22 protein-coding genes are annotated in these 22,884 nt (G+C 70.4%); 8 read left to right on the top strand and 14 right to left on the bottom strand.

Going from position 1 to position 22,884, the window contains the following annotated elements; genetic code table 11:
• The first annotated feature begins 81 nt into the window (after nucleotides 1–81).
• Nucleotides 82–1,272, top strand: a complete 1,191-nt coding sequence (locus tag AW271_RS31710; protein ID WP_062341292.1) for a low temperature requirement protein A — start codon at nucleotides 82–84, stop codon at nucleotides 1,270–1,272.
• On the opposite strand, the gene AW271_RS31705 is transcribed toward AW271_RS31710, so the two are convergent.
• Nucleotides 1,228–1,995 carry a nuclease-related domain-containing protein gene (locus tag AW271_RS31705; RefSeq protein ID WP_062341291.1) on the bottom strand — a complete coding sequence of 256 codons (768 nt, stop codon included), beginning with the start codon at nucleotides 1,993–1,995 and terminating at the stop codon, nucleotides 1,228–1,230. The genes AW271_RS31710 and AW271_RS31705 overlap by 45 nt on opposite strands.
• Before the next feature lie 163 nt (nucleotides 1,996–2,158).
• On the opposite strand from AW271_RS31705, the gene AW271_RS31700 reads away from it, so the two are divergent.
• Complete coding sequence (locus AW271_RS31700; RefSeq protein WP_062341290.1) at nucleotides 2,159–2,752, top strand: TetR/AcrR family transcriptional regulator; 594 nt, start codon at nucleotides 2,159–2,161, stop codon at nucleotides 2,750–2,752.
• Between the two features lie 104 nt (nucleotides 2,753–2,856).
• Here the strand turns inward: AW271_RS31700 and AW271_RS31695 are convergent, their stop codons facing one another.
• The 4 genes from AW271_RS31695 to AW271_RS31680 all read right to left on the bottom strand — a co-directional run bounded on the left by AW271_RS31695 (nucleotide 2,857) and on the right by AW271_RS31680 (nucleotide 7,274).
• Nucleotides 2,857–3,897, bottom strand: a complete 1,041-nt coding sequence (locus AW271_RS31695; protein ID WP_062341289.1) for an acyl-CoA dehydrogenase family protein — start codon at nucleotides 3,895–3,897, stop codon at nucleotides 2,857–2,859.
• On the bottom strand, nucleotides 3,894–5,063 hold the full coding sequence (locus tag AW271_RS31690) for an acyl-CoA dehydrogenase family protein (RefSeq protein ID WP_218008236.1): 1,170 nt from the start codon (nucleotides 5,061–5,063) through the stop codon (nucleotides 3,894–3,896). The genes AW271_RS31695 and AW271_RS31690 overlap by 4 nt, the downstream gene beginning before the upstream one ends.
• A 71-nt stretch (nucleotides 5,064–5,134) precedes the next feature.
• Nucleotides 5,135–6,328 (bottom strand): acyl-CoA dehydrogenase family protein, encoded by a 1,194-nt coding sequence (locus AW271_RS31685; RefSeq protein WP_062341287.1) that lies wholly within the window; start codon nucleotides 6,326–6,328, stop codon nucleotides 5,135–5,137.
• A 1-nt stretch (nucleotide 6,329) separates the two neighbouring features.
• Complete coding sequence (locus AW271_RS31680) at nucleotides 6,330–7,274, bottom strand: phosphotransferase family protein (RefSeq protein WP_062341286.1); 945 nt, start codon at nucleotides 7,272–7,274, stop codon at nucleotides 6,330–6,332.
• A 140-nt stretch (nucleotides 7,275–7,414) separates the two neighbouring features.
• On the opposite strand from AW271_RS31680, the gene AW271_RS31675 reads away from it, so the two are divergent.
• On the top strand, nucleotides 7,415–7,990 hold the full coding sequence (locus tag AW271_RS31675; RefSeq protein WP_062341285.1) for a YdeI/OmpD-associated family protein: 576 nt from the start codon (nucleotides 7,415–7,417) through the stop codon (nucleotides 7,988–7,990).
• On the opposite strand, the gene AW271_RS31670 is transcribed toward AW271_RS31675, so the two are convergent.
• Nucleotides 7,968–8,552, bottom strand: coding sequence for a TetR/AcrR family transcriptional regulator (locus AW271_RS31670; protein WP_062341284.1), 585 nt, complete (start codon nucleotides 8,550–8,552; stop codon nucleotides 7,968–7,970). The genes AW271_RS31675 and AW271_RS31670 overlap by 23 nt on opposite strands.
• A 56-nt stretch (nucleotides 8,553–8,608) precedes the next feature.
• Between AW271_RS31670 and AW271_RS31665 the strand changes: the two genes are divergently transcribed.
• Nucleotides 8,609–9,715, top strand: coding sequence for an FAD-dependent monooxygenase (locus tag AW271_RS31665; RefSeq protein WP_062341283.1), 1,107 nt, complete (start codon nucleotides 8,609–8,611; stop codon nucleotides 9,713–9,715).
• On the opposite strand, the gene AW271_RS31660 is transcribed toward AW271_RS31665, so the two are convergent.
• Nucleotides 9,705–10,568 (bottom strand): DMT family transporter, encoded by an 864-nt coding sequence (locus AW271_RS31660; RefSeq protein WP_245653303.1) that lies wholly within the window; start codon nucleotides 10,566–10,568, stop codon nucleotides 9,705–9,707. The two genes, AW271_RS31665 and AW271_RS31660, sit on opposite strands and share 11 nt — an antisense overlap.
• A gap of 39 nt (nucleotides 10,569–10,607) precedes the next feature.
• Nucleotides 10,608–12,179, bottom strand: a complete 1,572-nt coding sequence (locus AW271_RS31655; RefSeq protein WP_062341281.1) for a phytoene desaturase family protein — start codon at nucleotides 12,177–12,179, stop codon at nucleotides 10,608–10,610.
• Nucleotides 12,180–12,315: 136 nt separating this feature from the next.
• Between AW271_RS31655 and secA2 the strand changes: the two genes are divergently transcribed.
• The gene (gene secA2 / locus AW271_RS31650; protein ID WP_500784392.1) at nucleotides 12,316–14,559 is read left to right on the top strand and encodes an accessory Sec system translocase SecA2; all 2,244 of its coding nucleotides are present in this window, start codon (nucleotides 12,316–12,318) and stop codon (nucleotides 14,557–14,559) included.
• On the opposite strand, the gene AW271_RS31645 is transcribed toward secA2, so the two are convergent.
• A complete protein-coding gene (locus AW271_RS31645; RefSeq protein ID WP_062341280.1) occupies nucleotides 14,560–15,225 on the bottom strand; it encodes a TetR/AcrR family transcriptional regulator in 666 nt (221 codons plus the stop codon).
• Between the two features lie 67 nt (nucleotides 15,226–15,292).
• Here AW271_RS31645 and AW271_RS31640 point away from each other — a divergent pair, with 67 nt between their 5' ends.
• Nucleotides 15,293–16,183 (top strand): SDR family oxidoreductase, encoded by an 891-nt coding sequence (locus AW271_RS31640; RefSeq protein WP_245653302.1) that lies wholly within the window; start codon nucleotides 15,293–15,295, stop codon nucleotides 16,181–16,183.
• Between the two features lie 48 nt (nucleotides 16,184–16,231).
• On the opposite strand, the gene AW271_RS40270 is transcribed toward AW271_RS31640, so the two are convergent.
• Entirely contained in the window at nucleotides 16,232–16,447 is a 216-nt protein-coding gene (locus AW271_RS40270) for a hypothetical protein (RefSeq protein ID WP_062435419.1), read from the bottom strand.
• A 237-nt stretch (nucleotides 16,448–16,684) separates the two neighbouring features.
• Nucleotides 16,685–17,896, bottom strand: a complete 1,212-nt coding sequence (locus AW271_RS43295) for a CHAP domain-containing protein (RefSeq protein ID WP_169806426.1) — start codon at nucleotides 17,894–17,896, stop codon at nucleotides 16,685–16,687.
• A gap of 126 nt (nucleotides 17,897–18,022) precedes the next feature.
• On the opposite strand from AW271_RS43295, the gene AW271_RS31630 reads away from it, so the two are divergent.
• Nucleotides 18,023–18,829, top strand: coding sequence for a DUF1206 domain-containing protein (locus AW271_RS31630; RefSeq protein WP_062341278.1), 807 nt, complete (start codon nucleotides 18,023–18,025; stop codon nucleotides 18,827–18,829).
• 61 nt (nucleotides 18,830–18,890) lie between these two features.
• On the opposite strand, the gene AW271_RS31625 is transcribed toward AW271_RS31630, so the two are convergent.
• The 3 genes from AW271_RS31625 to AW271_RS31615 all read right to left on the bottom strand — a co-directional run bounded on the left by AW271_RS31625 (nucleotide 18,891) and on the right by AW271_RS31615 (nucleotide 21,864).
• Complete coding sequence (locus AW271_RS31625) at nucleotides 18,891–20,447, bottom strand: hypothetical protein (protein ID WP_062341277.1); 1,557 nt, start codon at nucleotides 20,445–20,447, stop codon at nucleotides 18,891–18,893.
• A gap of 1 nt (nucleotide 20,448) precedes the next feature.
• Nucleotides 20,449–21,108, bottom strand: coding sequence for a cysteine hydrolase family protein (locus tag AW271_RS31620; protein ID WP_062341276.1), 660 nt, complete (start codon nucleotides 21,106–21,108; stop codon nucleotides 20,449–20,451).
• 120 nt (nucleotides 21,109–21,228) lie between these two features.
• A complete protein-coding gene (locus tag AW271_RS31615; RefSeq protein ID WP_218008233.1) occupies nucleotides 21,229–21,864 on the bottom strand; it encodes a GntR family transcriptional regulator in 636 nt (211 codons plus the stop codon).
• Between the two features lie 205 nt (nucleotides 21,865–22,069).
• Here AW271_RS31615 and AW271_RS31610 point away from each other — a divergent pair, with 205 nt between their 5' ends.
• Nucleotides 22,070–22,831, top strand: coding sequence for an endonuclease/exonuclease/phosphatase family protein (locus AW271_RS31610; protein WP_169806425.1), 762 nt, complete (start codon nucleotides 22,070–22,072; stop codon nucleotides 22,829–22,831).
• The last annotated feature ends 53 nt before the right edge of the window (nucleotides 22,832–22,884 follow it).

The following is a 22,884-nucleotide window of genomic DNA, read 5'->3' as shown; positions in this document are numbered from 1 at the left end:
CGTTACGGCTCCGCGCCGGTCCCCGCCGTGACGAGCGACTCAGGCCTGAAGGCCCGGCCGCCCGTGGCTACGATGCCGTCCATGCCCTGGAAGACCGGGATGGTCGCCCGCGACCCGTCCGAACCGCACCGTACCGCCACGCCCCTTGAGCTGCTCTTCGACCTGGTCTTCGTCACCGCGGTCGCCCAGGTCGCCGCTCAGCTCGACCATGCCCTCCTCGAAGGGCACACCGCCGAGGGGATCATCAGCTATCTGATGCTCTTCGGCGCGATCTGGTGGGCCTGGATCTCGTTCACGTGGTTCGCCAGCGCCTTCGACACCGACGACGGGCCCTATCGCATCCTGGCCTTCGTGCAGATCGCCGGGTCGCTCGTGCTCGCCGCGGGGGTGCCGGCGGCGTTCAACGATCTCGACTTCCGGTGGACCGTCCTCGGTTACGTGATCATGCGGATCGGTTACGTGGCCCAGTGGTTGCGGGCGGGGCGGGAGCATCCGGCCGTCAGAACGCTGGCGATCAAGCTGGCGGCGGGCACCACGGCCGTGCAGGTCCTGTGGGTGCTGCAACTGCTGCTGCCCGACGACTACCGGATCATGGCGTTCATCGTGTTGTTCCTGGTCGACCTGTCGGTGCCGTGGTTCGCGGGGTGGAACGCCGAGCAGGGCGGTTACCACGCCCACCACATCGCCGAGCGGTTCGGGCTGTTCACCCTGATCGTCATCGGCGAGTCGATCACGGCCGCGACGCTGGCCATCCAGAGGGCCTTCCAGGCGCAGGGGCACGTCGTCGAACTGATCGTGCTGGCCGTGGCGGCGTTGCTGATCTCGTTGTCGATCTGGTGGCTCTACTTCGGCTACATGGACCACAAGGCGCTGACGACCAACCCCAGAACGACCTACATCTGGTCGTACGGCCACTACTTCATCCTGGCCGCCATCGCGGCCGGCGGGGCGGGGGTGGCGGTGGTGGCCGGGTCGGTCGGGGGCCACGGCGTGCACCTGCCCGAGTGGGGGGTCGCGCTGGCGATCACCGCTCCGGTCGCGGTGTTCCTGTTCGCGTACGCCGCCATCGACGCCCTGGCCAACGGCAGACGGGACCTGAAGCCGGTCGTGTTCGCCGGCACCGGGGTGGTGGTGCTGGCGCTGACGCCGCTGGCGACGGTGATCGGGGGGCCGTGGACGACGCTGGTCACGGCCCTGATCGTGGTCGCCCTGCTGGCGAAGGAACTGCTAGCGCATCCGGCGGAGGATGCGCGCAGCCGTGCGGCCGAGTAGCTCGACCTGCTCGGCCGTCAGTTCCGCCGTGGGGTTGCGCCGGATGAAGCCGGGGATGCGCCTGGGGTAGGCCACGGTCAAGCCCTCGCCGCTGACCACGCCTGCCCTGTTGGCGATCGTGCACCCGTGCAACGCGAGCACGGGGCTGATGGTGACCGGGATGCCGGTCTCCTTCGACAACACCTCGGCCAGGTCGGTCGCGGCCCCGATGAGGCCCTTGGCGACGCTGGTGCCGTACTTCTCGTCGAAGAAGAGGCGTTTGCCGTGCTTGGCCACGATCGTGTCGGGTGAGTAGGCCTCGTTGTCGATGATCCACAGGCCGCCGGGCCCGATGATCAGGTGGTCGACCGAGGCCTTGCCCGGCACGGCGCGGCCGTCCATGACGTGGTAGCCGCGGCGGCGGAGCATCGCCCGCAGGAGGCGGCCGGTGCGGACCTCACCCCGGCGTTTCCCCCGCCAGACGGCGGTGCGTTCGTGGGACCGCCAGGCGATGAAGGCGTCGGTGCCACCCGCGAGGCCGGCGAAGAGCACGCCGGTGACGAGGGTGTTCCAGCCGAATCGGGTGGCGAGGAGGCTTCCGGCGATGAGCCCGGCGACCGCGTAGGCGGCCCGGAGCCGGAGGCGGTTCTTCCGGCCCGCGAGCCAGAAGGTCAAGTACAGGTTCTGTGGCGACGAACCCGTGAACTTGTCGTCGCGCGGGACGTAGATGGACCCGTTGGGCACCCTGCACTCCCTGCAAGTTAGGACTGCTTTGCCTAAGGCGTACCCGAACAGGAATCCCAGCTCCCGATGGTGAGGGAACTAACACGGTTACGCCACCACCGGTATAACAACCTCGTCTTGACCGACCAGTCGGTATGCTGGTCGCCTATCAGAGGGGGTCGACATGGCGCGGTTGGGCACGTCCGTCGAAGAACCGGTACGCCAGCGGTTGCTGTCGGCGGCGACGCGCCTGTTCGCCGAGAAGGGCTTCGAGAGCACTTCCGTCCAGGAAATCGTAGCGGCCGCCGGCGTTACAAAAGGGGCGATGTACCACTATTTCGACTCGAAAGATGATCTTCTTCATGAGATCTACGGCCGGGTCCTGCGTATGCAGATGGACCGCCTGCAACGTTTCGCCGACGGTGAGGGCACCGTCGCGGAGCGCCTGCACGCCGCGGCGGCCGATGTGATCAACACCACAGTCGACAACCTCGACGATTCGAAGATCTTTTTCAGGTCGAATCACCAGCTGGCCCCCGACACCCGCAAGGTCGTGCGCGCCGAGCGCCGCCGCTACCACGAACGGTTCCGCGACCTCGTGATCGAAGGCCAGCAGCAGGGCGTCTTCCGGGCCGACGTCCCGGCCGAGATGGTGGTCGACTTCTTCTTCGGCTCCGTCCACCACCTCGGCACCTGGTACCATCCCGACGGCCCGCTCACCGGCGTCGAGGTCGGCCGCTACTTCGCCGACCTCCTCCTCCGCTCGCTGACCCCTTAGAAGCCGATCTTCCGTTACGGCTCCGCCCACCCCGGCCCCGCCCGCCGCCCCCGCCGAGGCCGCGACCGGCGCCACCCGGCCGCGCCCGCCTCGGCGGGCGACGACTACTCCGGGGCCGGCAGGCCGACCAAGGGGGCCAGCGCGGTCCGATGGTCGCCCGGAGTCCCGAAGGCGATCGCGTCGGCCTTGGCCCGCTTCAGGTAGAGGTGAATGGGATGCTCCCAGGTCATCCCGATACCTCCGTGAAGCTGCAGGGCCTCCTCCGCGGCCCGTACCGCGACCTCACCGCAGTGCGCGGCGGCGACCGCCACCGCCACCCGGGCATCCCCGCCCGAGGCGAGCTGATCGGCCGCGTTCCGCGCCGCCGCCCTGGCCCCCGCGACCTCCAGCCACAGATCGGCGAGCCGGTGCTTGAGCGCCTGGAACGACCCCACCGGCCGCGCGAACTGCCGCCGCTCCTTCAGGTAGCCCACCGTTACGGCGAGACACCACTCCGCGATCCCCACCTGCTCGGACGCGAGCAGCCCGGCCGCGAACAGCAGCGCGTCCGGCGCCGACCCCCCGTCGAGCGCCAGGGCGGGAGCCCGCTCGAACGTGACCGTGGCCAGCGGCCGCGTCACGTCGAGCGAGGTCACCGGCTCGACCCGAGCCCGGTCACCCTCGACCACGGCGACCCCGCCCCCGTCGAGCGGCACCACGAAGAGATCCGCGCCGACCGCACCGGCGACCCCGGTGAACCGCCCGCTCACCAGGTCCGCGTCGACCGCCGCGACCGGAATGTCGCGATAGGGCGACGCCGCCAGCGACACGCACAGCGCCGCCGTGAGCTCCCCCGACGCAAGTCGCGAAATGTCGGCATATCCCGCGTCCAGCAGCACCCGGGTCGCCAGCACCGAGGAGGTGAGGAAGGGCACCGACGTCACCGCCCGGCCCAGTTCCTCCAGCACCACCGCCGCCTCGCGGGCCGAAGCTCCGGCGCCGCCCAGTTCCTCGGGCACCAGCAGGCCCGCCACGCCGATGTCGCGGGCCAGGCCGTGCCAGGCGGCGGCGTTCTCGCCCTCGGCGGCGGCGGGGGCCTTGTCGGCGAGGAGGTCGCGGACGGCGGTCCGGAGTTCCTCCTCGACCTCCGTGTAGAGCAGGGTCATCGAGGCAGGTCCTTCCAGGGCGCGGCGACGTCGGTGCGGGGTTCCGCCGGCAGTCCGAGCACCCGCTCGGCCACGATGTTGCGGAGGATCTCGGAGGTGCCGCCCTCGATCGAGTTGCCCTTGGCGCGCAGGTAGCGGTAGCCCGCCCCCCGGCCGAGGAAGTCGACCCCGTCGGGGCGGCGGAAGGTCCAGTCGTCGTAGGTCAGGCCGTCTTCGCGCAGGAACTCGACCTCCAGGGCCGAGACCTCCTGGTGGTGGCGGGCGAACAGCAGCTTCATGCCCGACCCCTCGGGGCCGGGCTCCCCGGCGAGGAGCTGCTCGCGCAGCCGCTGGCCGGTCAGCCGCATCACCTCGCCCTGCACCCACAACTCCAGCGCCCGCTGGTGCAGGTCGTGGGTGCGCAGCTCGGGACGGGCCTGCCAGGCCTCGGTGAAGACGCCCATCATGGTCCGGCGCGGCGAGCCGGACGCCCCGATGGCCACCCGCTCGTTCATCAGCGTCGTCTGGGCCACCCGCCAGCCGTCGCCGACCTCGCCGAGGCGCAGGTCGTCGCCGAGCCGGACGCCGGTCAGGAAGACCTCGTTGAACTCGGCCTCGCCGGTGATCTGGCGCAGCGGCCTGACCTCGACCCCCGGAGCCCGCATGTCACACACGAAGTAGGTGAGGCCCCGGTGTTTGGGCAGGTCGGGGTCGTGCCGGGCGACCAGGATGCCCCAGCGGGCCAGATGCGCGCTGGACGTCCAGACCTTCTGGCCGTCGACCACCCACTCGTCGCCGTCGCGGACCGCCCGGGTGGCCAGCCCGGCCAGGTCTGACCCGGCGCCGGGCTCGGAGAACAGCTGGCACCAGACCTCCTCGCCGGTCCACAACGGGCGCAGGAAACGCCGTTTCTGCTCCTCGGTGCCGTAGGCGAGGATCGTCGGCGCGGCCATGCCGAGGCCGATGCCGATGCGGCCGGGGTTGTTGTCGGGCGTGCCCCGGAAGAGCTGGTCGACGACCCCCTGCAGGTCGCGCGGGGCGCCCAGGCCGCCCAGCCCTTCGGGAAAGTGCACCCACGCCAGCCCGGCGTCGAACCTGGCCCGCAGCCAGTCGAGCGGGCTCAGCCCGGAAGGGTCGTGCCCGGCCAGGAACGCCTCCGCGCGCTGCCTGACCGTCGTCGCGTCCACCACGTGGTTCCCCTGTCTGACGATTTGCCAAAGTCGTACCGCACCGGCTCTCGCATCCGGTATCGGTGGAATCACGTGTGCTTCTTCAGCTCCCGGTACGCGAGGGAGCGCTTGTGAACCTCGTCGGGGCCGTCGGCGAAACGCAGGCTGCGGGCGCCCGCCCAGAGCGCGGCCAGCGGGAAGTCCTGGCTGACGCCGCCCGCGCCGTGGACCTGGATGGCCTTGTCGAGGATCCACTCGACGGCGACCGGGGTGGCGATCTTGATGGCCTGGATCTCGGTGTGGGCGCCCTGGTTGCCCACGGTGTCCATGAGCCAGGCCGTCTTCAGCACGAGCAGCCGCAACTGCTCGACCTTGACCCGCGACTCGGCGATCCAGTCCTGCACGACCCCCTGCTGCGCCACCGGCTTGCCGAAGGCGGTTCGGGCCACGGCCCGCCGGCACATCATCTCGATGGCGCGTTCGGCCATGCCGATGAGGCGCATGCAGTGGTGGATGCGGCCCGGCCCGAGCCGCGCCTGGGCGATGGCGAAGCCGCCGCCCTGCTCGCCGATCAGGTTGGCCGCCGGGACCCGGACGTCCTCGAAGATCACTTCGGCGTGGCCGCCGTGGTCGCCGTCGGTGTAGCCGAAGACCGACATGCCGCGCTTGACGGTCAGGCCGGGGGTGTCGCGCGGGACCAGGATCTGGCTCTGCTGCCGGTGCTTGGCCGCCTCGGGGTCGGTCTTGCCCATCACGATGAAGACCGCGCAGTCCGGGTTCATCGCGCCGGTGATGAACCACTTGCGGCCGTTGATCACGTACTCGTCGCCGTCGCGGACGATCGAGGTGGCGATGTTGGTCGCGTCGGAGGAGGCCACGTCGGGCTCGGTCATCGCGAACGCCGAGCGGATCTCGCCGTTCAGCAGCGGTTCGAGCCAGCGTTTCTTCTGGTCGTCGGTGCCGAACTGGTGCAGCACCTCCATGTTCCCGGTGTCGGGGGCGGCGCAGTTGGTCGCGACCGGGGCGATGGCCGGGGATCGGCCCATGATCTCGGCGAGGGGGGCGTACTGGAGATTGGAGAGGCCCTCGCCCGGCAGGAACAGGTTCCAGAGGCCGCGTCTCCTGGCCTCGGCCTTGAGCTCCCCGACGATCGGCGGGGCGCTCCAGCCGCTCTCGCGCGCCTGCTCCTCGAAGACCGGTTCGGCCGGGTAGACGTGCTCGGCCATGAAGGCCTCGAGCCTCTCGCGGTAGTCGCGTGTGGTCGCGTCGAAGGCGAAATCCATGTCAGACCTCCCGAAGGCCGCGCTCGACCAGCGGCGCGACGATGTCCCCGATGTCCTCGAACCCGGCGCCGACGGTCAGCCCCTGGGTGAAGCGGAAGTAGATGCCCTCGGTGATGACCGCGAGCTTGAAGCAGGCGAGCCCGACGTACCAGCCGAGCCGGGTGGTGTCCCGGCCCGACCGGGCCGTGTAGTGGGCGGCCAGCGCGGCGGTGTCGACCTCGCCGCCGAGCGCGCCGATGTCGAGGTGCGGGAAGTCGGCGTACAGGAGGAAGAGCGCCAGGTCGGTGAGGGGGTCGCCGAGCGTCGACATCTCCCAGTCGAGCACCGCCGCGACCCGCCCGTCGCGGATCAGCGTGTTGCCGAGCTTGAAGTCGCCGTGGACGATCGCCGCCGGGCCCGACGCCGGCACGTCGGCGGCCAGCCGGGCGAACAGTTCGTCGATGCCGGCGAGCTCGCGGCTGCGCGAGGCGTCGAGTTGCCGCTTCCAGCGGTTGACCTGCCGGTCGAGGAAACCCTCGGGCCGCCCGAAGTCGCCCAGGCCCACCTTCGCCGGGTCGATCACGTGCAGCCGCGCCAGTACGTCGGCCAGGTGCTCCCCCACCTCCGGGCTGAGCCGGGTGGGCGTGCCCTCGACGTACTCCATGACGTAGAAGGGGGCGCCGACCACCTCGACGTCGTCGCAGAAGTGGTACATGCGCGGCACCGGCACGTCGGTGTCCTGCAGGGCGCCCATCACGCGGAACTCCCGGCCCATGTCGTGGGCGGTGGCCAGCACGTGGCCGAGCGGCGGGCGGCGCACCACGACCGTGCGGTCGGCGTCGCGGACGACGTAGGTCAGGTTCGACTTGCCGCCCTCGATCAGTTCGGCGGTCAGCGGGCCGCGCGTGACACCGGCCTCGGCGAGGCGGGCGGCGAGACGGTCGAGATCGAGTCCGGGCACTGTCACAGCTCGCGAGCATACCGACCAGCCGGTATGAGTGTCGACGACACCCGGGGGTGACAGCCGCAGCCGAAAGGATTTTTCTGGATATATCAGGACATGATGCTTTGACCGGCCCAGCCCCCGCGACCCTAGGGTGACTCCCCATGGAACCGACGTTCTTCGAAAACCCCGACGAGTTCTACGCCTGGCTGGCCGCCAACCACGCCGCCGAGACGGAGTTGTGGGTCGGCTTCCACAAGCGGTCCACCGGCCGGCCGAGCCTCACCTGGCCCGAGTCGGTCGACCAGGCGCTCTGCTTCGGCTGGATCGACGGCGTGCGCAAGAGCCTCGGCCCCGAGTCCTACGTGATCCGCTTCACCCCCAGGAAGGCGCGCAGCACCTGGAGCTCGGTGAACATCAACCGCATCCGCGAGCTGATCGACCTGGGCGTCGTCCACCAGGCGGGGCTGACCGCCTTCGAGTCGCGCAGCGAGGACCGCTCGGAGATCTACAGCTACGAGCAGCGCCAGGCCGCCGAACTGCCCGAGGAGTACGCCGCCCGGTTCCAGGAGGACAAGGCCGCCTGGGACTGGTTCGAGGGCCAGGCCCCCTGGTACCGCCGGACCGCCATCTACTGGGTGATCAGCGCCAAGAAGGAGGAGACCCGGCTGCGCCGCCTGGCCACCCTGATCGAGGACTCGGGGGCCGGCCGCCGCATCAGGTCGGTGACCCGTCCCTGAAGACCGCCGACAGGTATTCGGCGAAGGCGGCCCGCAGGTCGTCGAGCGTGGGGGTCACCCCGGCGCCGACGACGGCGTCGAACAGCAGCCCTTCGGTGAAGGCGACCAGCTGCCGCCCGTGCCGCACCGGGTCGGCGGTGCCGGCCTCGGTGAACATCGCGACGCCCTGGTCGCGGTAGCGGCGGCCGATGTCGTCGTAGACGGCGCGCAGCTCCGGGCGCCGGGTGGCCTCCAGGGCCAGTTCGTAGCGGGCGATGCTGCGCCGCCGGTCGATCTCGATCATCTTGTGCGTCGAGGCCGACAGCAGCTCGACCATGGCCGCCCGCTGATCGACGGGCAGCGGCCGGGTGAGCAGCTCGGCGAAGTGCTCGTCCTCCAGCTCGGTCAGCCGCGCGAGGGCGAGCTCCAGCAGAGCAGCACGGCTGCGGGCGAGGTTGGACGTGGACCCCGGCGGCAACCCGGCCGCCGCGTCGACCGCCCGGTGGGTCAGCCCCCGCATGCCCAGATCGCAGAGGATCTCGATCGCGGCGTCGCCGACGAGCCGTGCTCGTTCAGTGCTCACTTCCGCAGACTACACATGTAGTGCATACTACAGATGTAGTTTCCGAAGGAGGCATCATGAGACACGCCGTGGTGGTCGGCGCCGGGATCGGCGGCCTGACCTCGGCAGCCGCGCTGAGACAGCAGGGCTGGGCGGTGACCGTGCTGGAGCGGGCAGCCTCGATCGAACCGGTCGGCGCGGGCCTGGCGATGGCGCCCAACGCGCTGCGCGCCCTCGACGTGATCGGGGTGGGCGACCGGGTGCGCAAGTTGTCGGCGTTCCAGGGCTCGGCCGGCATCCGGACCAAGACCGGGAAGTGGTTGTCGCGCACCAGCGCCGAGGCCGCCGAGGCGCGCTACGGCGACCCGACCGTGCTGCTGCACCGGGCGGTGCTGGCCGAACTGCTCGCCGAGCAGGCGCCGGAGATCGAGCTCGGCACCTCGGTCGAGTCGGTCACCCCCGAGGGCGTGGTCACCACCACCAAGGGCGACCTCGAAGCCGACCTGGTGGTGGCCGCCGACGGCATCCGCTCCCGGATCCGGCAGGCCCTGTTCCCGGCCCTGCCCGGCCCGGTCTACGCGGGCGTGACGAGCTGGCGGGTGATCGTCGAGGGCACGGCCCCGCCCGCCGAGTCATGGGGCGACGGGCAGGTCTTCGGCATGGCCCCCCTCGCCGGGAACCGCGTCTACGCCTACGCCACCGCGCCCGCCCCGCCCGGCCAGACCAGCCCCGACGAACTGGGCGAGCTCCGGCGGCTGTTCGCCGGCTGGCACGACCCGATTCCCGACCTGCTCGCCCGCGCCGACCCGGCGGCCGTCATCCGCACCGACATCCACAGCCTGGAGACCCTTCCCCCGGCCTTCCACTCCGGCCGGGTCGCGCTGGTCGGCGACGCCGCCCACGCCATGACCCCGAACCTGGGCCAGGGGGCCTGCCAGGCGATCGAGGACGCGGTGACGCTGGCGTACACGACGGATCTGGAGAGGTATTCGGCCGAGCGGATGGCCCGCACGGCGCCGATCGTGAAGCGGTCGCGGACCATCGCCCGGATGACCGCGTGGCGCAATCCCGTCGCGGCGGCGGCGCGGAACACGATGATCAGCATGGTCGGCCGGCTCGGCACCACGGCGATGTTGCGCCAGATGGACCCGATCCTGGGCTGGCGGCCGCCCGTCAGACCGTGACGGGCTCGGGCTTGGCCTCCGGCACCGGCGAGTGGTCGGGCGCGAGCCGGCTGAGCGTGATGGTGCCCCAGACGAGGATCGCGGTCGCGACGAGCGCGGGCACGACCTGGCCGACCCCGGCCGGCAGGGGTTCGCCGAGCAGCACGGTGCCGGCGGTGATCGAGGTGATCGGGTCGACGATCTGCACGGTCGCGTAGGCGATGCCGAAGTAGCCGACCTCGTAGGACTTCTGCAGCAGCACCACGGCCGCCACCAGCAGGAGGGGGATCGCGAGGGCGGTCCAGTGCAGCAGCTCGCCCCACGCGCCGTCGAAGTTGGCGCCCACGACGCGCACGAACGTCGACACGGTCGCGGTCACCGCCCCTGCGCCGATCGACATCCAGATGGCCTTGCCGGGCCCGGCGAAGAACCGCGCCGACACGAAGCTGGCGGCCGCGATCAGCGCGACCACCAGGATCATCCCGACGCCCTCGCCGGTCGACATCGACGGTTTCACGTTGTGGGCCGGGACCAGCAGCATCAGCCAGAGCAGCCCGACCGCGACGGCCAGCGAGCCGAGGTACTCGGCCCGGTGGGCCTTGCGCCCGTGCAGCCAGGCCGCGAGCGGCACTGCGAAGACGAGCGTGGCGACGCTGATCGGCTGGACGATGATGAGCGGCGCGAGACTGAGCGCCACCGCGTGGAGGCAGGCGCCGCTGAAGCTGATGATCCCGCCGATCCACCAGCGCGGCCGGCGGACCAGCCGTAGGGTGGCTCCCTGGGCGACGGCCTCGAACTGCTGGAGGGCCGCCCCCAGCGCGTATCCGAGCGCGCCCAGCAGGGCGATGGTGAACCCCAGCCAGGTCATGGGCATGCTCCGGAGAATTCGAGGGTGCGGGTCACCCGATTCAGCTTAGGGACAATCTCCTGTTCCCCGGGTCGAGTCTCCCATATCTACCAGAACGGCCATTGCGGCATTCCGCCCATTGAGGGCGATCACACTGCCCCCCGGATGGGTCGCCGCGCCGCACAGATAGACCCCGTCCATCGGGGTTCGGGGGGTCAGCCGCCGGTCCCACATCTGGTCGGGCCGCACCTCGCCCTGGAAGATGTGCCCGCCGGTCAGCCCGACGCGCGCCTCGATGTCGGGCGGCCCGAGCACCTCGTAGTGGGCCAGGCAGTCGGCGAAGTCGGGGGCGTACCGGCTGATGAGGTCGATGAACTGGCGGGCCACCTCGTCGCGCCGGGCCTCCCAGCCGCCCTTCAGGGCGTAGGGGGCGTACTGCCCGAAGACGCTCATCAGGCCGTCCTGTACGTAGATCTCCCCGAACCCCACCGCCGGTTCGCCCGCCTCGCAACGTTCGAAGGCGCGCTGGGCCTCGTCGAGGCCGGTCGTCACGTCGACCACGCCGTCGGCCATGAAGGTCTGGCCGGGGGCGGACGTCCAGGAGGGCAGGCGGCTCAGCGCGGCGTTGAACTTGACGACCGGGCTGCGCACGTCCCATTCGGCGACGCGCAGCCGGTAGTCGTCCGGCGCGTCGACCATGGTCATCAGGCGTTTGGGGTCGGCGTTGGAGACCACCCGGCCGGCCGCGATGAAGGTGCCGTCGTCGAGGCACACCCCCTCGCCCGGGAGCACCCGCGCCACCGGAACCCCGGCCGCCAGCACCGCCCCGGCCTCGCGGGCGGCGTCGGCGATGGCGAAGCTCACCATCCCCATGCCGCCCTTGACGTACCCCCAGACCGCGCCGACGCCGTCGAGCTCGCCGATGAAGTGCATCAGCTTGACGGCGGCGGTGCCGGGGTCGCGGGGGCCGGCGTAGGTGCCGATGATCCCCTGGCCGAACAGGGCGTCCTTCAGGCGCTGGTCGGTGACGAAGTCGTCGATCACGTCGGCGATCGAGGCGTGGAAGAGCACGTCGGACATATAGGTGTCGCCGAGGAGCTCGCCGAGCTCCTCGCGGGAGGGCGAGTCGCCGATCCAGGTGTCCCTGGCGCCCTTGCGGAGCCTGATCCGCATGCGGTCGAACAGGTCCTCGTACGCGAAGTAGCCGTCGATCTCCTTCTGCGGCAGGCCGAGATCCCGCAGCGCCCGGGTGGTGCGGTCGTGGTCGAGCCACTGGGCGAAGGCGGTGCCGTCGTCGTAGGGGATCCAGAGCTGGGGGTCGGCGATCGTGAAATCGAGGCCCCGTCGTTTCAGGTCGAGTTCGCGGATGACCGTCTCGTCGAGCAGCCCGACGACGTAGGCGCAGGGGCTCACGACGTACCGGGGATCCTCGAACGGGCGTTCCAGGGTGCACGCGCCGCCGAGGCGTTCGCGGGCCTCCAGCACCAGCACCCGTTTGCCCGCCCGCGCCAGGTAGGCGGCGCATGTCAGGCCGTTGTGGCCGCCGCCGACCACGACCACGTCCCAGCGGCGACGCGCCAGGTCTTTCACGGGTTCGGGGAGGCCCACCTGGCCGAGCTGGGCGGCGATCTCATTCATCCACCAACACTGACTGGATAACCAGTCAAAGCGCAAGGGCCGCCCTTGGGTCTAGCATCGGTCATTCCGGGGTTTTTCCTACGGGGTGCCCTGGAACGACCTACTCGTGCGGCGCGTTGGAGCGGGCGTGGCCTCGATATCCCAGATGATCCGGCGCTTCCTGGAGAAGCCCGGCAGCGTCGACATCGCGCCCTTCGAGCGCACGGTCGCCGCCGCCGGGGCGCTCGCCGACCGCGCGCGCGACCTCTCCATCGAGGAGTTGCGCGAGATGGCCGCGGGAGGAGTCGGCTCGGCCGAGTTCTGCGCGGCGGTCCGCGAGGTCGCCGACCGCACCCTCGGCGAGCGCCCGTTCGACGTGCAGCTCGTCGGCACGCTCGCCATGTTGTCGGGGAACGTCGTCGAGATGGCCACCGGCGAGGGCAAGACCCTCGCGGGCGCGCTCGCGGCCGCGGGATTCGCGCTGCGGGGCAAGTCGGTGCACGCCATCTCGGTCAACGACTACCTGGCCCGCCGCGACGCCGAGTGGATGGCCCCCTTCTACACCGCGATGAACCTCACGGTCGGCTGGATCGCCGAGGCGTCCACGCCCGAGGAGCGCCGCGCCGCCTACGCCTGCGACATCACCTACGCCAACGTCAGCGAGATCGGCTTCGACCTCCTGCGCGACCGCCTGGCCACCGACCCCGAGGCGACCGTCCAGCCGGTGCCGCAGGTCGCCCTGGTCGACGAGGCCGACTCGGTGCTCGTCGACGAGGCCCGCGTGCCGCTCGTGCTGGCCGGGGCGACCGACGCGGGCGCGGCGGTGCCCGAGATGGCCGCGCTGGTCCGCCGCCTGTCGCGGGGCTACCACTTCGAGCTCGACGACGAGGGCCGCAACGTCTTCCTGACCGCCAAGGGCACCGACACCGTCGAGAGCGCCCTGGGCATCTCGCTCTACGACCACCCGGGCACCGTCACCGAGGTCAACCTCGCCCTCCACGCCCACGCGCTGCTGGTGCGCGACGTCGACTACATCGTGCGCGACGGCCGGGTCCAGCTGGTCAACCCCTCGCGCGGCCGGGTCGCCCAGCTCCAGCGCTGGCCCGACGGCCTGCAGGCGGCGGTGGAGGCCAAGGAGAAGCTGGCCCCCTCCGACACCGGCGAGATCCTCGACTCGATCACCATCCAGGGCCTGCTCACGCGTTACCCCGAGATCTGCGGCATGACCGGCACGGCCGTCGCCGTCGGCGAGAACCTGCGGGAGTTCTACAAGCTCAAGGTCGCGGTGATCGCCCCCAACCGGCCGTGCGTCCGCGAGGACGAGCCCGACCGGATCTACCCGTCGCTGATCGACAAGGAGATCGCGCTGGCCGACGAGATCGTCGCCCAGCACAAGACGGGTCGGCCGATCCTGATCGGCACGCTCGACGTCGCCGAGTCGGAGTCGCTCGACAAGGAACTGCGCTCGCGGGGCCTCGAACCGGTCGTGCTGAACGCCAAGAACGACGCCGAGGAGGCGGCCATCATCGCCCGCGCGGGCGAGCTGGGCGCGCTGACCGTTTCGACCCAGATGGCCGGCCGGGGCACCGACATCCGCCTCGGCTCCCCCGAGGTCGCCGAGCTGGGCGGGCTGCTGGTCATCGGCACCGGCCGCCACCCGTCGAGCCGCCTCGACGACCAGCTGCGCGGCCGGTCGGGCCGCCAGGGCGACCCCGGCCGGTCGGTGTTCTTCGTCAGCGGCGAGGACGACCTGCTCAAGGCGTACCTGCCCGACGAGACCCTGCCCAAGGCCGACAAGGACGGCCGGATCCGCGACAAGCAGGCCGCCTACCTGGTCGGCCACGCCCAGCGCATCGCCGAGGGCGTCAACACCGAGATCCACCGCAACACCTGGCGCTACACCCGCGTCCTGGAGGAGCAGCGCACCCGCCTGCTCGACCACCGCGACCGCATCCTCTACGGCGACGCGGGCGCCGAGGCCCTGCGCGAGGCCCGCCCCGAGCGTTACCGGGAGCTGGTCGAGCAGTCGTCGGAGGAGGCCGTGGCCACCGCGGCCCGCCAGATCGTGCTGTTCCACCTCGACCGCTGCTGGACCGACCACCTCGGCTACTTCGCCGACCTGCGCGAGGGCATCCACCTGCGGGCCCTGGGGCGGCTCAGCCCGATCGACGAGTTCAACCGGGAGGCGCTCCCGGCGTACCGGAAACTGCTCGAAGAGATCGAGAAGCGCTCGACGGCGAGCTTCGACGCCCTCGACCTGTCCGCGCCGCTGGCCGAGCAGGGCATGAAGCGGCCGTCGGCCACGTGGACCTACCTGGTGTCGGAGAACCCGTTCGGCAGCGACTGGGACCGGGTGCTGCGCCGCGTCTCCTCGGCGCTGCGCGGCCGCAAGAAGGGGTAGCTAGGAGCCGGCGGCCGCCCGCGCCGACAGGCCCACGAGCTGGTTGACCAGGCCCTCGCGCAACCCGGCCGCGAACATCTCGGCGGCCGGGGGCACGCCCATCTCGGCCGACACCCGGGCGACGGTCTCCGAGGGGGTCGCGTAGGGCCACAACCCGGCGGTCACGACGAAGACGGCCCCCGCGAAGTGGCCCAGCTGCGGCCGGGTCAGGTGGGGCAGCGCGGCGCCGACCAGCAGCGCGAGGCGGTCGGTGTTGGCGCTCGCGCGGCGTTTGAACGCGCGGGCGTAGTCGAGCGGCATGTTGCGTTCGAGCACCGAGGCCATCGCGGCGACCAGTTCGCACAGGCCCGGGTCGGCGACGACCGCGTCGGCGATCTGGGCGGCGACCCGCTCCTCCCGGACGTAGCCGCCGCCCGGCTCCCCCGGGTCGAGGGCGAGGCGGTCGAGCCAGGCGCGCCAGGTCTCGTCGAGCACCTCCAGGAAGATCACCTCCCGGCTGCCGAAGTAGCGCAGCACGTTGGACTTGGCCAGGCCGACCGTGGCGCTCAGCTCGTTGAGGCTGATCTCGGCCAGCGGTCGCTCGCGCAGCAGGTCGCGGGCGACGCCGAGGATCGCGGCGCGGCGCGCCTCCACCTGTTCCGGCCTGCGTGCCCGCTGGAAGTCCACCTGATCGACTTTATAGCAGACCACCGGTCTCTTGCTAACAGACTAGTGGTCTCTTATGGTGGACGTCATGCACGCAGTCATCACCGGAGCCAACTCCGGCATCGGATACGGCCTGACCAGGCGCTTCGTCCAAAAGGGCGCCGAGGTCGTCATGGCCGTCAGGAACGGCGACAAGGGCCGCGCGGCGGCCGAGCGGATCAGGGCCGAGTTCCCCCGGGCGAAGGTGCGGGTCGAACTGGTCGACCTGGCCGACCTGGGGTCGGTGGCGGCGCTGACCCGGCGGCTGCTGGCCGAGGGGCGGCCGATCGACCGGCTCGTCAACAACGCGGGCATCATGACCCCGCCGGTCCGCGACGAGACCAAGGACGGGTTCGAGCTCCAGTTCGGCGCCAACCACCTGGGCCACTTCGCGCTGACGCTGCCGCTCCTGCCGCTGCTGCGCGGCGGGCGGGTGACGACGATGAGCAGCCTGACCAACCGGTGGGGGCGGCTCGACTTCGCCGACCTGCAGAGCACCCGCTCCTACACGCCGCGCCTCGCCTACGGCACCTCGAAGCTGGCCAACCTGATGTTCGCGCGGGAACTCGACCGCCGCTCACGCCTGCACGGCTGGGCCGTGCTGAGCAACGCCGCCCACCCCGGCGCGACGAAGACGAACCTCCAGGTCACCGGGCCCACCCATGGGGCCTCGGGGCGGCGCGCCCGGCTGGTGGCCCTGTACAACGCGGCGAGCTACCGCATCCCCGGCCTGTGGCAGGACGTCGACGGCGGGATCCTGCCCGCGTGGTTCGCCGCGGCAAGTCCCGACGCGACCGGCGGCGGCTACTACGGGCCCGGCGGGTTCGCCGAACTGACCGGCCCGGCGAAAACGGCCCGGGTGCCGAGACGGGCGTTGGACGAAGGCGACTCAGAACGGCTCTGGCTCGTCTCGGAAAGGCTGACCGGAGTGGTCGCGTGAAAAGGGCCCGGCCGATCACCGGCCGGACCCTTTATCGCTCAGAGGTATTTACCGCCACGCGGTGAAGTGCCACTTGTTGGGGGTCGAGTAGGTGCACGACGACACATTCCACCCGGCCGCCTTCACGGCGGACCGCCAGTAATTGCAGTTACCCGAGTCGGGGTAACCGCCGTAGAACTTGCTTTCCGCGTGGGCGGTTCCTGACATGGAGAAAACCGCTCCGGCGATGGCGAGACCGACGAACGCCCTTTTCAGAACTTTCATGGTGTTGCCTTTCCTGTGGCTGCGCGGGGAATTGCCGCTACTCCGGTCATCCTCAACCGGCGATCACGACCACGCAAGGCCGCCGAGACGGTGGAACGGGCCATTGGCAGAAATAGGCAAATCGCCGGAGCAGATTCGAGACGCTCGAAATTCACCGCGAATTCAGCGCCGGACGCGAGACGATCCGCGCCCCCTGGGAGACGGGGCGCGGATCGCCGTTCGGGGCCCGCTTCTTCCTTATGCCCCGGTCTTCTCGTGCCTGCCCTTCCTGGCCTGGACGATCAGGAAGCGCAGGCCGACCGCGACGAGCGCGCAGGCCACCAGCCCGGAGGCGATGACCGGCACGGGCGTCTCCGGCCGTGGAGTCGTGGTGTCGGCGGCCACGTGGCTCGCCGACGGGATGGCGATGGTCTTCTGCTTGGCCGCCGGTGACGGCGCCGCCGCCGCCTTCTGCTGCGGGACGGCCTTCTCGGGCACGGCCTTCTGGGGGGCCACCCGCTGCGCCGCGACGGGCGCCTCGTCGGGCATGCAGGAGACGTCCTGGACGTCCGACTGCTTGAAGGTGACGGGCGGGGCCTCGCCGGACCCGCCGCGCGAGTTGTACGCGCCGGACGAGAACGGCTCAGGGGCGCCCTTCTTGCCCAGGCCGTCGCCCCACTTGGTGATGACGTAGTCGATGTCGATGTGGCCGGCGCCGCCGTTGCCCTCGACGGTCAGGCTGCCGTCGTTCCAGGTGCCGCCGGTGAGTTCGGCGAAGGTCTTGCCGTCGAGGTCGAGCATGACGCCGTTGCTCGACGGCGAGCCCGGCCCTCGGTCGCCGACGAAGAAGGGGGCCTTCCTGCCGTCGTGCATGACGTAACCTTCGGTGCCCATGGGCCAGCTCGGACTGGCCGCCAGTCCTTTCTGCATGGGCTTGCCCGACGCGGGGGCGCCGGTGTCTCCGTTGCGGCCCGAACCGTCGTCCCAGAAGTAGGAGGCGGTGGTCGAGCCTTCGTACACGGGATGGACGACCAGGTCCGGCACGCCATACCCGGAGAAATCGGACGTGGACCGGGTCACCCGCTGGACCGAGCCGTTGAGGGCCTCGATCGTGGTGACCCTGCCGTCGGCGGTCTTCTCGACCACGCCGACCTGGCCGTGGTCCTTGAGGAAGGCGATCGCGCCGGGCTGGGGCTCCGAGGTCCAGGCGCTCTTGGACTTGAACCACTCGGCGTGGTCGGTGGAGGCGGCGAAGTTGCCGACCTGCTTCAGCACCCCGGCCGAGTGGCCGGCGTACGAGACGAACGTGTCGCACCAGGGGGCGGAGGCGAGGGCGGGGTCTTTGCCTTCGCTATACCAGGCGCCGTACTTGCTCTGCGTGCCCGCCTGCGCGCGGTAGCCCAGTTCCTGCCGGGCCGCGTCGAGCAGCGAGTCTGTGATGGGGGAAATGGGGGAATCTCCTTTGGTCACATGGAAGTAACCGGACATTAGGCCCCATTTACGACAGACCGTAAGAGAATACGACAAAACTTTGCCGTTGGTTTACTGATCGTCCTGGCAGGAAGAGGGGGGTCAGCCTCAACGAAGGGACCTCCCATGACGACCACGGAGACGGTGGGCGGCGCCGCCCGCAGGGCCGTACAGCACCCGCTGCTCGACAAGCTGGCGAAGGTCGGATTCGCCGCCCGCGGCGTCCTCTACGCGCTGATCGGACTGGTCGCGCTGCAGATCGCCTTCGGCGGGTCCAGCGGGGAAGAAGCCGACAAGTCAGGCGCGATCCACATGGTGGCCGAACAGCCCTTCGGCTCCGTGCTGCTCTGGGTGATGGCCGTCGGCCTGGCGGGCCTGGCGATCTGGCAGGTCGGCGAGGCGATCTGGGGCAAGCCGAAGGTGCGCGACCGCGTCGAGTCGGTCGCCCGCGCGGTGGTGTACGCCGCCCTGGTGTTCTCCATCACCAGCCTGCTGCTCAAGGGCAAGGAGGCGACCAGCACCGACTCGCAGTCGCAGGACGCCACCCGCGCCCTGTTCGAACTGCCCGGCGGCCAGTTCCTGGTCGGCCTGTTCGCGCTCGGCATCATCGCCCTCGGCGTCTACTGGATCCACGAGGGCTGGACCGAGAAGTTCATGCGCGACATGCACGTGACCGAGCCGAAGGCCCGCACCACGGTGGTCCGTCTCGGCAAGGCCGGCTACATCGCCCGCGGCATCGTGGCCATCGCGGCCGGCGTCCTGGTCGGCCAGGCCGCCATCACCTACGACCCCGACAAGGCGGCCGGCATCGACGACGCCCTCAAGTCCCTGTCGGAGACCCCGATGGGTCCCTGGCTCCTCGCGGCCGTGGCGGTCGGCCTGATCCTCTTCGCCGTCTACTGCTTCGCCGAGAGCCGCTGGCACCGCACCTGATCCAGGGCGCGGAAGAAAGAAGGGCCTCCCGACCGGCCGGCGGGAGGCCCTTCACCGTGTGTCAGACCTCGACGGGGGTCTCCTTCTCGGGCTCGGGGACCGCCTCGGGGGTGCGTCCGCGCCAGAGCCCGAAGCCCGCCAGGACCACCGCGGCGAAGACGTAACCCAGGGCGATCTGGCCGCCGACGTTCCAGCCGACCTTCTCCGCGTGCACCAGCCCGATGAACGACAACAGCGCGCCGAACAGCGCGTACCCGGCCGCCCAGTAGAAGTTGCGGTCGATGATGAACGCCACGACCGCGCCCAGCACCAGGCCCGCCAGGATGGCGCCGCCGCCCAGCAGCACCGTGCCGTGGTAGACCGTCCCGGCCGCCGCGATCTGGTCGGGCGTCACCGCCACGCCGGACGCGGCGATGACGTTGTTCATCTGGGTGGCGGCCCACGAGGCGATGTTCGGGATGATGGCCATCACCACGGCGACCGCGTGGACGCGCGGCACCTCCTGGAACGCCTGGGCGCCGATCAGCAGGCCGATGTAGAGCAGGATCGGCACGATCGCCGGGGTCGGCAGCAGCGTCGCCAGCACGCTGAACAGGCCGAGGAAGCAGAACAGGGCGATCACGACGCCGCTGGCCATCGAGTAGGCCGTGCGGCCGCCCGCCGCCTTCCAGCCCGGGTGACCGATGTAGACGGCGGGCGGGAACGGCGAGCCCAGGGCCGAGCCGACCACGGCACCGGCGCCGTCGGCGATCAGGACGGCCCGCAGGTTGTACTTGTCGCCCGCGACGGCGGCCGACTCGACGTTGGCCATGCCCTCGGTGAAGTTGTAGATGCCCAGCGGGATGGCCGTCGCCAGCAGCGGCGCGACCTCGCTCAACCCGTTGACCAGCAGGTCGAGTTTGAGCGTGGGCAAGCCGATCGCGATGTCGCTGATCGCCGCGCCGACGGCCGCGGGCTCCATGTAGCCGCCGATCCAGCCGATGGCCGAGCCGACGAGCAGCGCCGCCAGGCCGATCGGGATGTTCCCGGGCAACTTCAGGTCGGTGAAGAAGCCGACCAGGATGATGACCAGCACCGGCAGCGCGATCCAGAGCGCCTCCCACATCTGGGCGGCCGGGCGCATCGAGATGAACGCGATCGAGATGCCGGCCAGCGTGCCGAGCATGGCGGCCTGCGGGGTGTACTTCCTGATCACCGGGCCGATAAAAGCCCCCAGCAGGACGATAAGGCCGATGATGAAGCACCAGGCCAGCCCGGCCTGCCAGGCGGCGATCGGGTCGTTGGTCGCGAGGTACGTCGGCAACATGATCACGAACACGACGATGAACATGTGCGGGACCGACGGACCGTAGGGCATCGCGCAGACGTCGAGGCGGTTCTCCCTCTTCGCCAGCCGTCTGGCCAGGTAGGTGTAGTAGACGTTGCCGATCAGCAGCTGGATGCCGAGGGCCGGGAGGATCACGCCGTACACGTCGCCCTCGGAGATGTGCACCACGCCGACGCACAGCGCCGTCAGGGTCAGCACGTTGACCAGGACGTTGAAGCCCAGGCCGAAGAACGCGTTGGTGTCGCCGGGCACCCACCGGGGCACCTTGACCGTCTCTGTGGTGGACGTCATCTCACATCACCTCGATGAGCTTGTCGGAGGGCGCGACCCAGCCGAAGATGCCGCCCTGGGCGGCGATCATGGCGAGTCCCGCTTCCTGGAACTCGTCGAAGTACGACCCGACGCAGTCGGACACGACGAGGCACTCGAAACCCCGGTCGTTGGCCTCCCGCACGGTCGTGTGCACGCAGACCTCGGTCGTGACGCCGGTCACGATCAGCGAGGTGACGCCCTTGCCGGCGAGCAGTTCGCCGAGGTCGGTGGCGTAGAACGAACCCTTGCCGGGTTTGTCGATCACCGGCTCGTCGCCGAGGGGCTTGAGGTCGTCGACGATGTCGTGACCGTACTCGCCCCTGATGAGGATCCGGCCCTTCGGGCCGGGATCGCCGATGCGCATCGACGGCGCGCCGCGGTTCAGCTTCGCGGGCGGGCAGTCGGACAGGTCGGGCAGGTGACCCTCCCGCGTGTGCACGACCAGCAGCCCGGCCGCGCGGGCCGCGCCCAGCAGCCGGGCCAGCGGCGGGATGACCTTCTGCAACTTGCCGACGTCGTTCCCGAGGGTCTCTCCGAAACCGCCGGGCTCGACGAAGTCGCGCTGCATGTCGATGACGAGCAGCGCGGTTGACTCGGGATCGAACGTGAACGAATAGGGGGACGCGTCGACAGTGGGCACGCCGGCTCCTCGATGCTTTCAGGGCCGGTACGTCCCCCGACGCCGGACCGGCCGGGCGGTCCATTCGTCGATTGTCGACAGAATATGTATCCGCCACCGCCGCCGCGCGTTAACGCCCGGTTACCCGATATAGGTGCGGGCGCCGTGGTTGGCCAGCGCGGTAAGCACGGTCGGCGCGTCCTGGCTCACGACGGCGTCGAGCAGTGTGCGGTGCCGGCGCACCCCGTCGCCCGGGTCGCCGACGTGCTCGACCTCGCGCCGCAGGTTGGCGGCCATGTAGAGCTGGAGCTTGCGGATGACGGGCCGGTAGGCGAGCAGCAGCTGACGCTGCCCGGCCAGGGCGACCATCGCGATGTGGAAGCGGCAGTGGGCGTCGTTCTCCTCGCGGAGGTCGCCCTTGCGGGCGGCGACGTCCATGGCGTGCAGCGCGTCTTCCAGCTCGCCCACGTGGGTGCCCTCGGCGAGGGGGGTGGAGAGCGAGACGGCGTACTGTTCGAGCACGTCGCGCAGGCCGAACAGCTCGTCGACGTCGCGTTCGGACAACCGCGCCACCCGCACCCCGCGCCGGGGCAGGTGCTCCACGAGGCCCTGCTCGTCGAGCAGGCGCAGCGCCTCGCGCAGCGGCGCCCGGCTGATGCCGAAACGCCGCGTGAGCTGCTCCTCGATCAGGCGCTCCCCCGGCTGGAGCGCACCGCTCAGGATGTCCTCGCGGAGCTGGTTCATCGACAGCTCGACGAGGCTGGTCGCTTCGAGCACGCCCACCTCCTCAGACCCCAACTGTGGCACACCTTCCCACTGGAACGAAAAAGCACTTCTGTACCATTAGAAGTGCCTTTGGGGGAGGTAAAGCGTGATAACACGAGTAATTACCATAATGGGGCTTTTGTCGACTCCAGCGTCGACACCGGCGGCCACACCGGTGCCGCCGCCACCCGTGCTCGCGGTACCGGCACCGGCGCCCGTGACCACGCCGGTTCCCGTCCCCGCGCCCGTTCCCGCGCCCGTTCCCGAGCCCGTCGGCGAACAGTTGCGATTCCTGACGTTCAACGTCTGCGGAGGGTTGTGCGAAAACGACTTCTCCCTTTCCGGCTGGACGTCGTTCCTCCGGCGCGAGACCGAGAACGCCGACGCGTTCTTCCTCCAGGAACTGTGCGGCCGGCAGTTCGAGGCCCTCCGCAAGCGGCTGTCCGGCCGATACCACGCCGAATACGTGGTGACCGTCCGCAGGAACAAGGCCTGCGCCCGGAACTGGGGCGACCGCCGTTTCGGCATCGCCGTGTTCGTGAAGGGCCCGCCCCTGGCCAGCGCGGTCTGGACGCTGCCGAACCCGCACGGCGACGAACCCCGCGCCCTCCTCTGCGTCGACGCGGTCCTCGCCCACCGCCCGACCCGGTTGTGCACGACCCACGTCGACTACAAGGGCCGCAACCGGGAGATGCACGTCAACTACATCGACACGATCATCAAGGGCTGGACCGGCCCGCTCGTCATCGGCGGCGACCTCAACCTGAGCCCCGGCACCCTGCCGATCCGCAACCTCTACCGCCGGCTCCACGAGATCGACCCGAGAGCCCGCGTGACCTTTCCCGAACAGGACCTGAAGATCGACTACATCCTGCTGAGCGGCCACTTCTCGCACTTCACGGCGAGCGGCGGGGGCTGGCTGCCCTGGTTGTCGGACCACCGCGTCCTACGCGGCTCGGCGCGCGCCCATGACATGTGAATACTTGCTCAGACGTTTGATCGATGGGCGAACCGTCGATAACTCTCCGTAAC

Origin of the sequence: Herbidospora sakaeratensis (assembly GCF_001570525.1) — a bacterium.
Lineage (GTDB): Bacteria > Actinomycetota > Actinomycetes > Streptosporangiales > Streptosporangiaceae > Herbidospora > Herbidospora sakaeratensis.
Note: the sequence above shows the minus strand (reverse complement) of the source record. Positions and strands in the feature narration are given on the sequence as shown.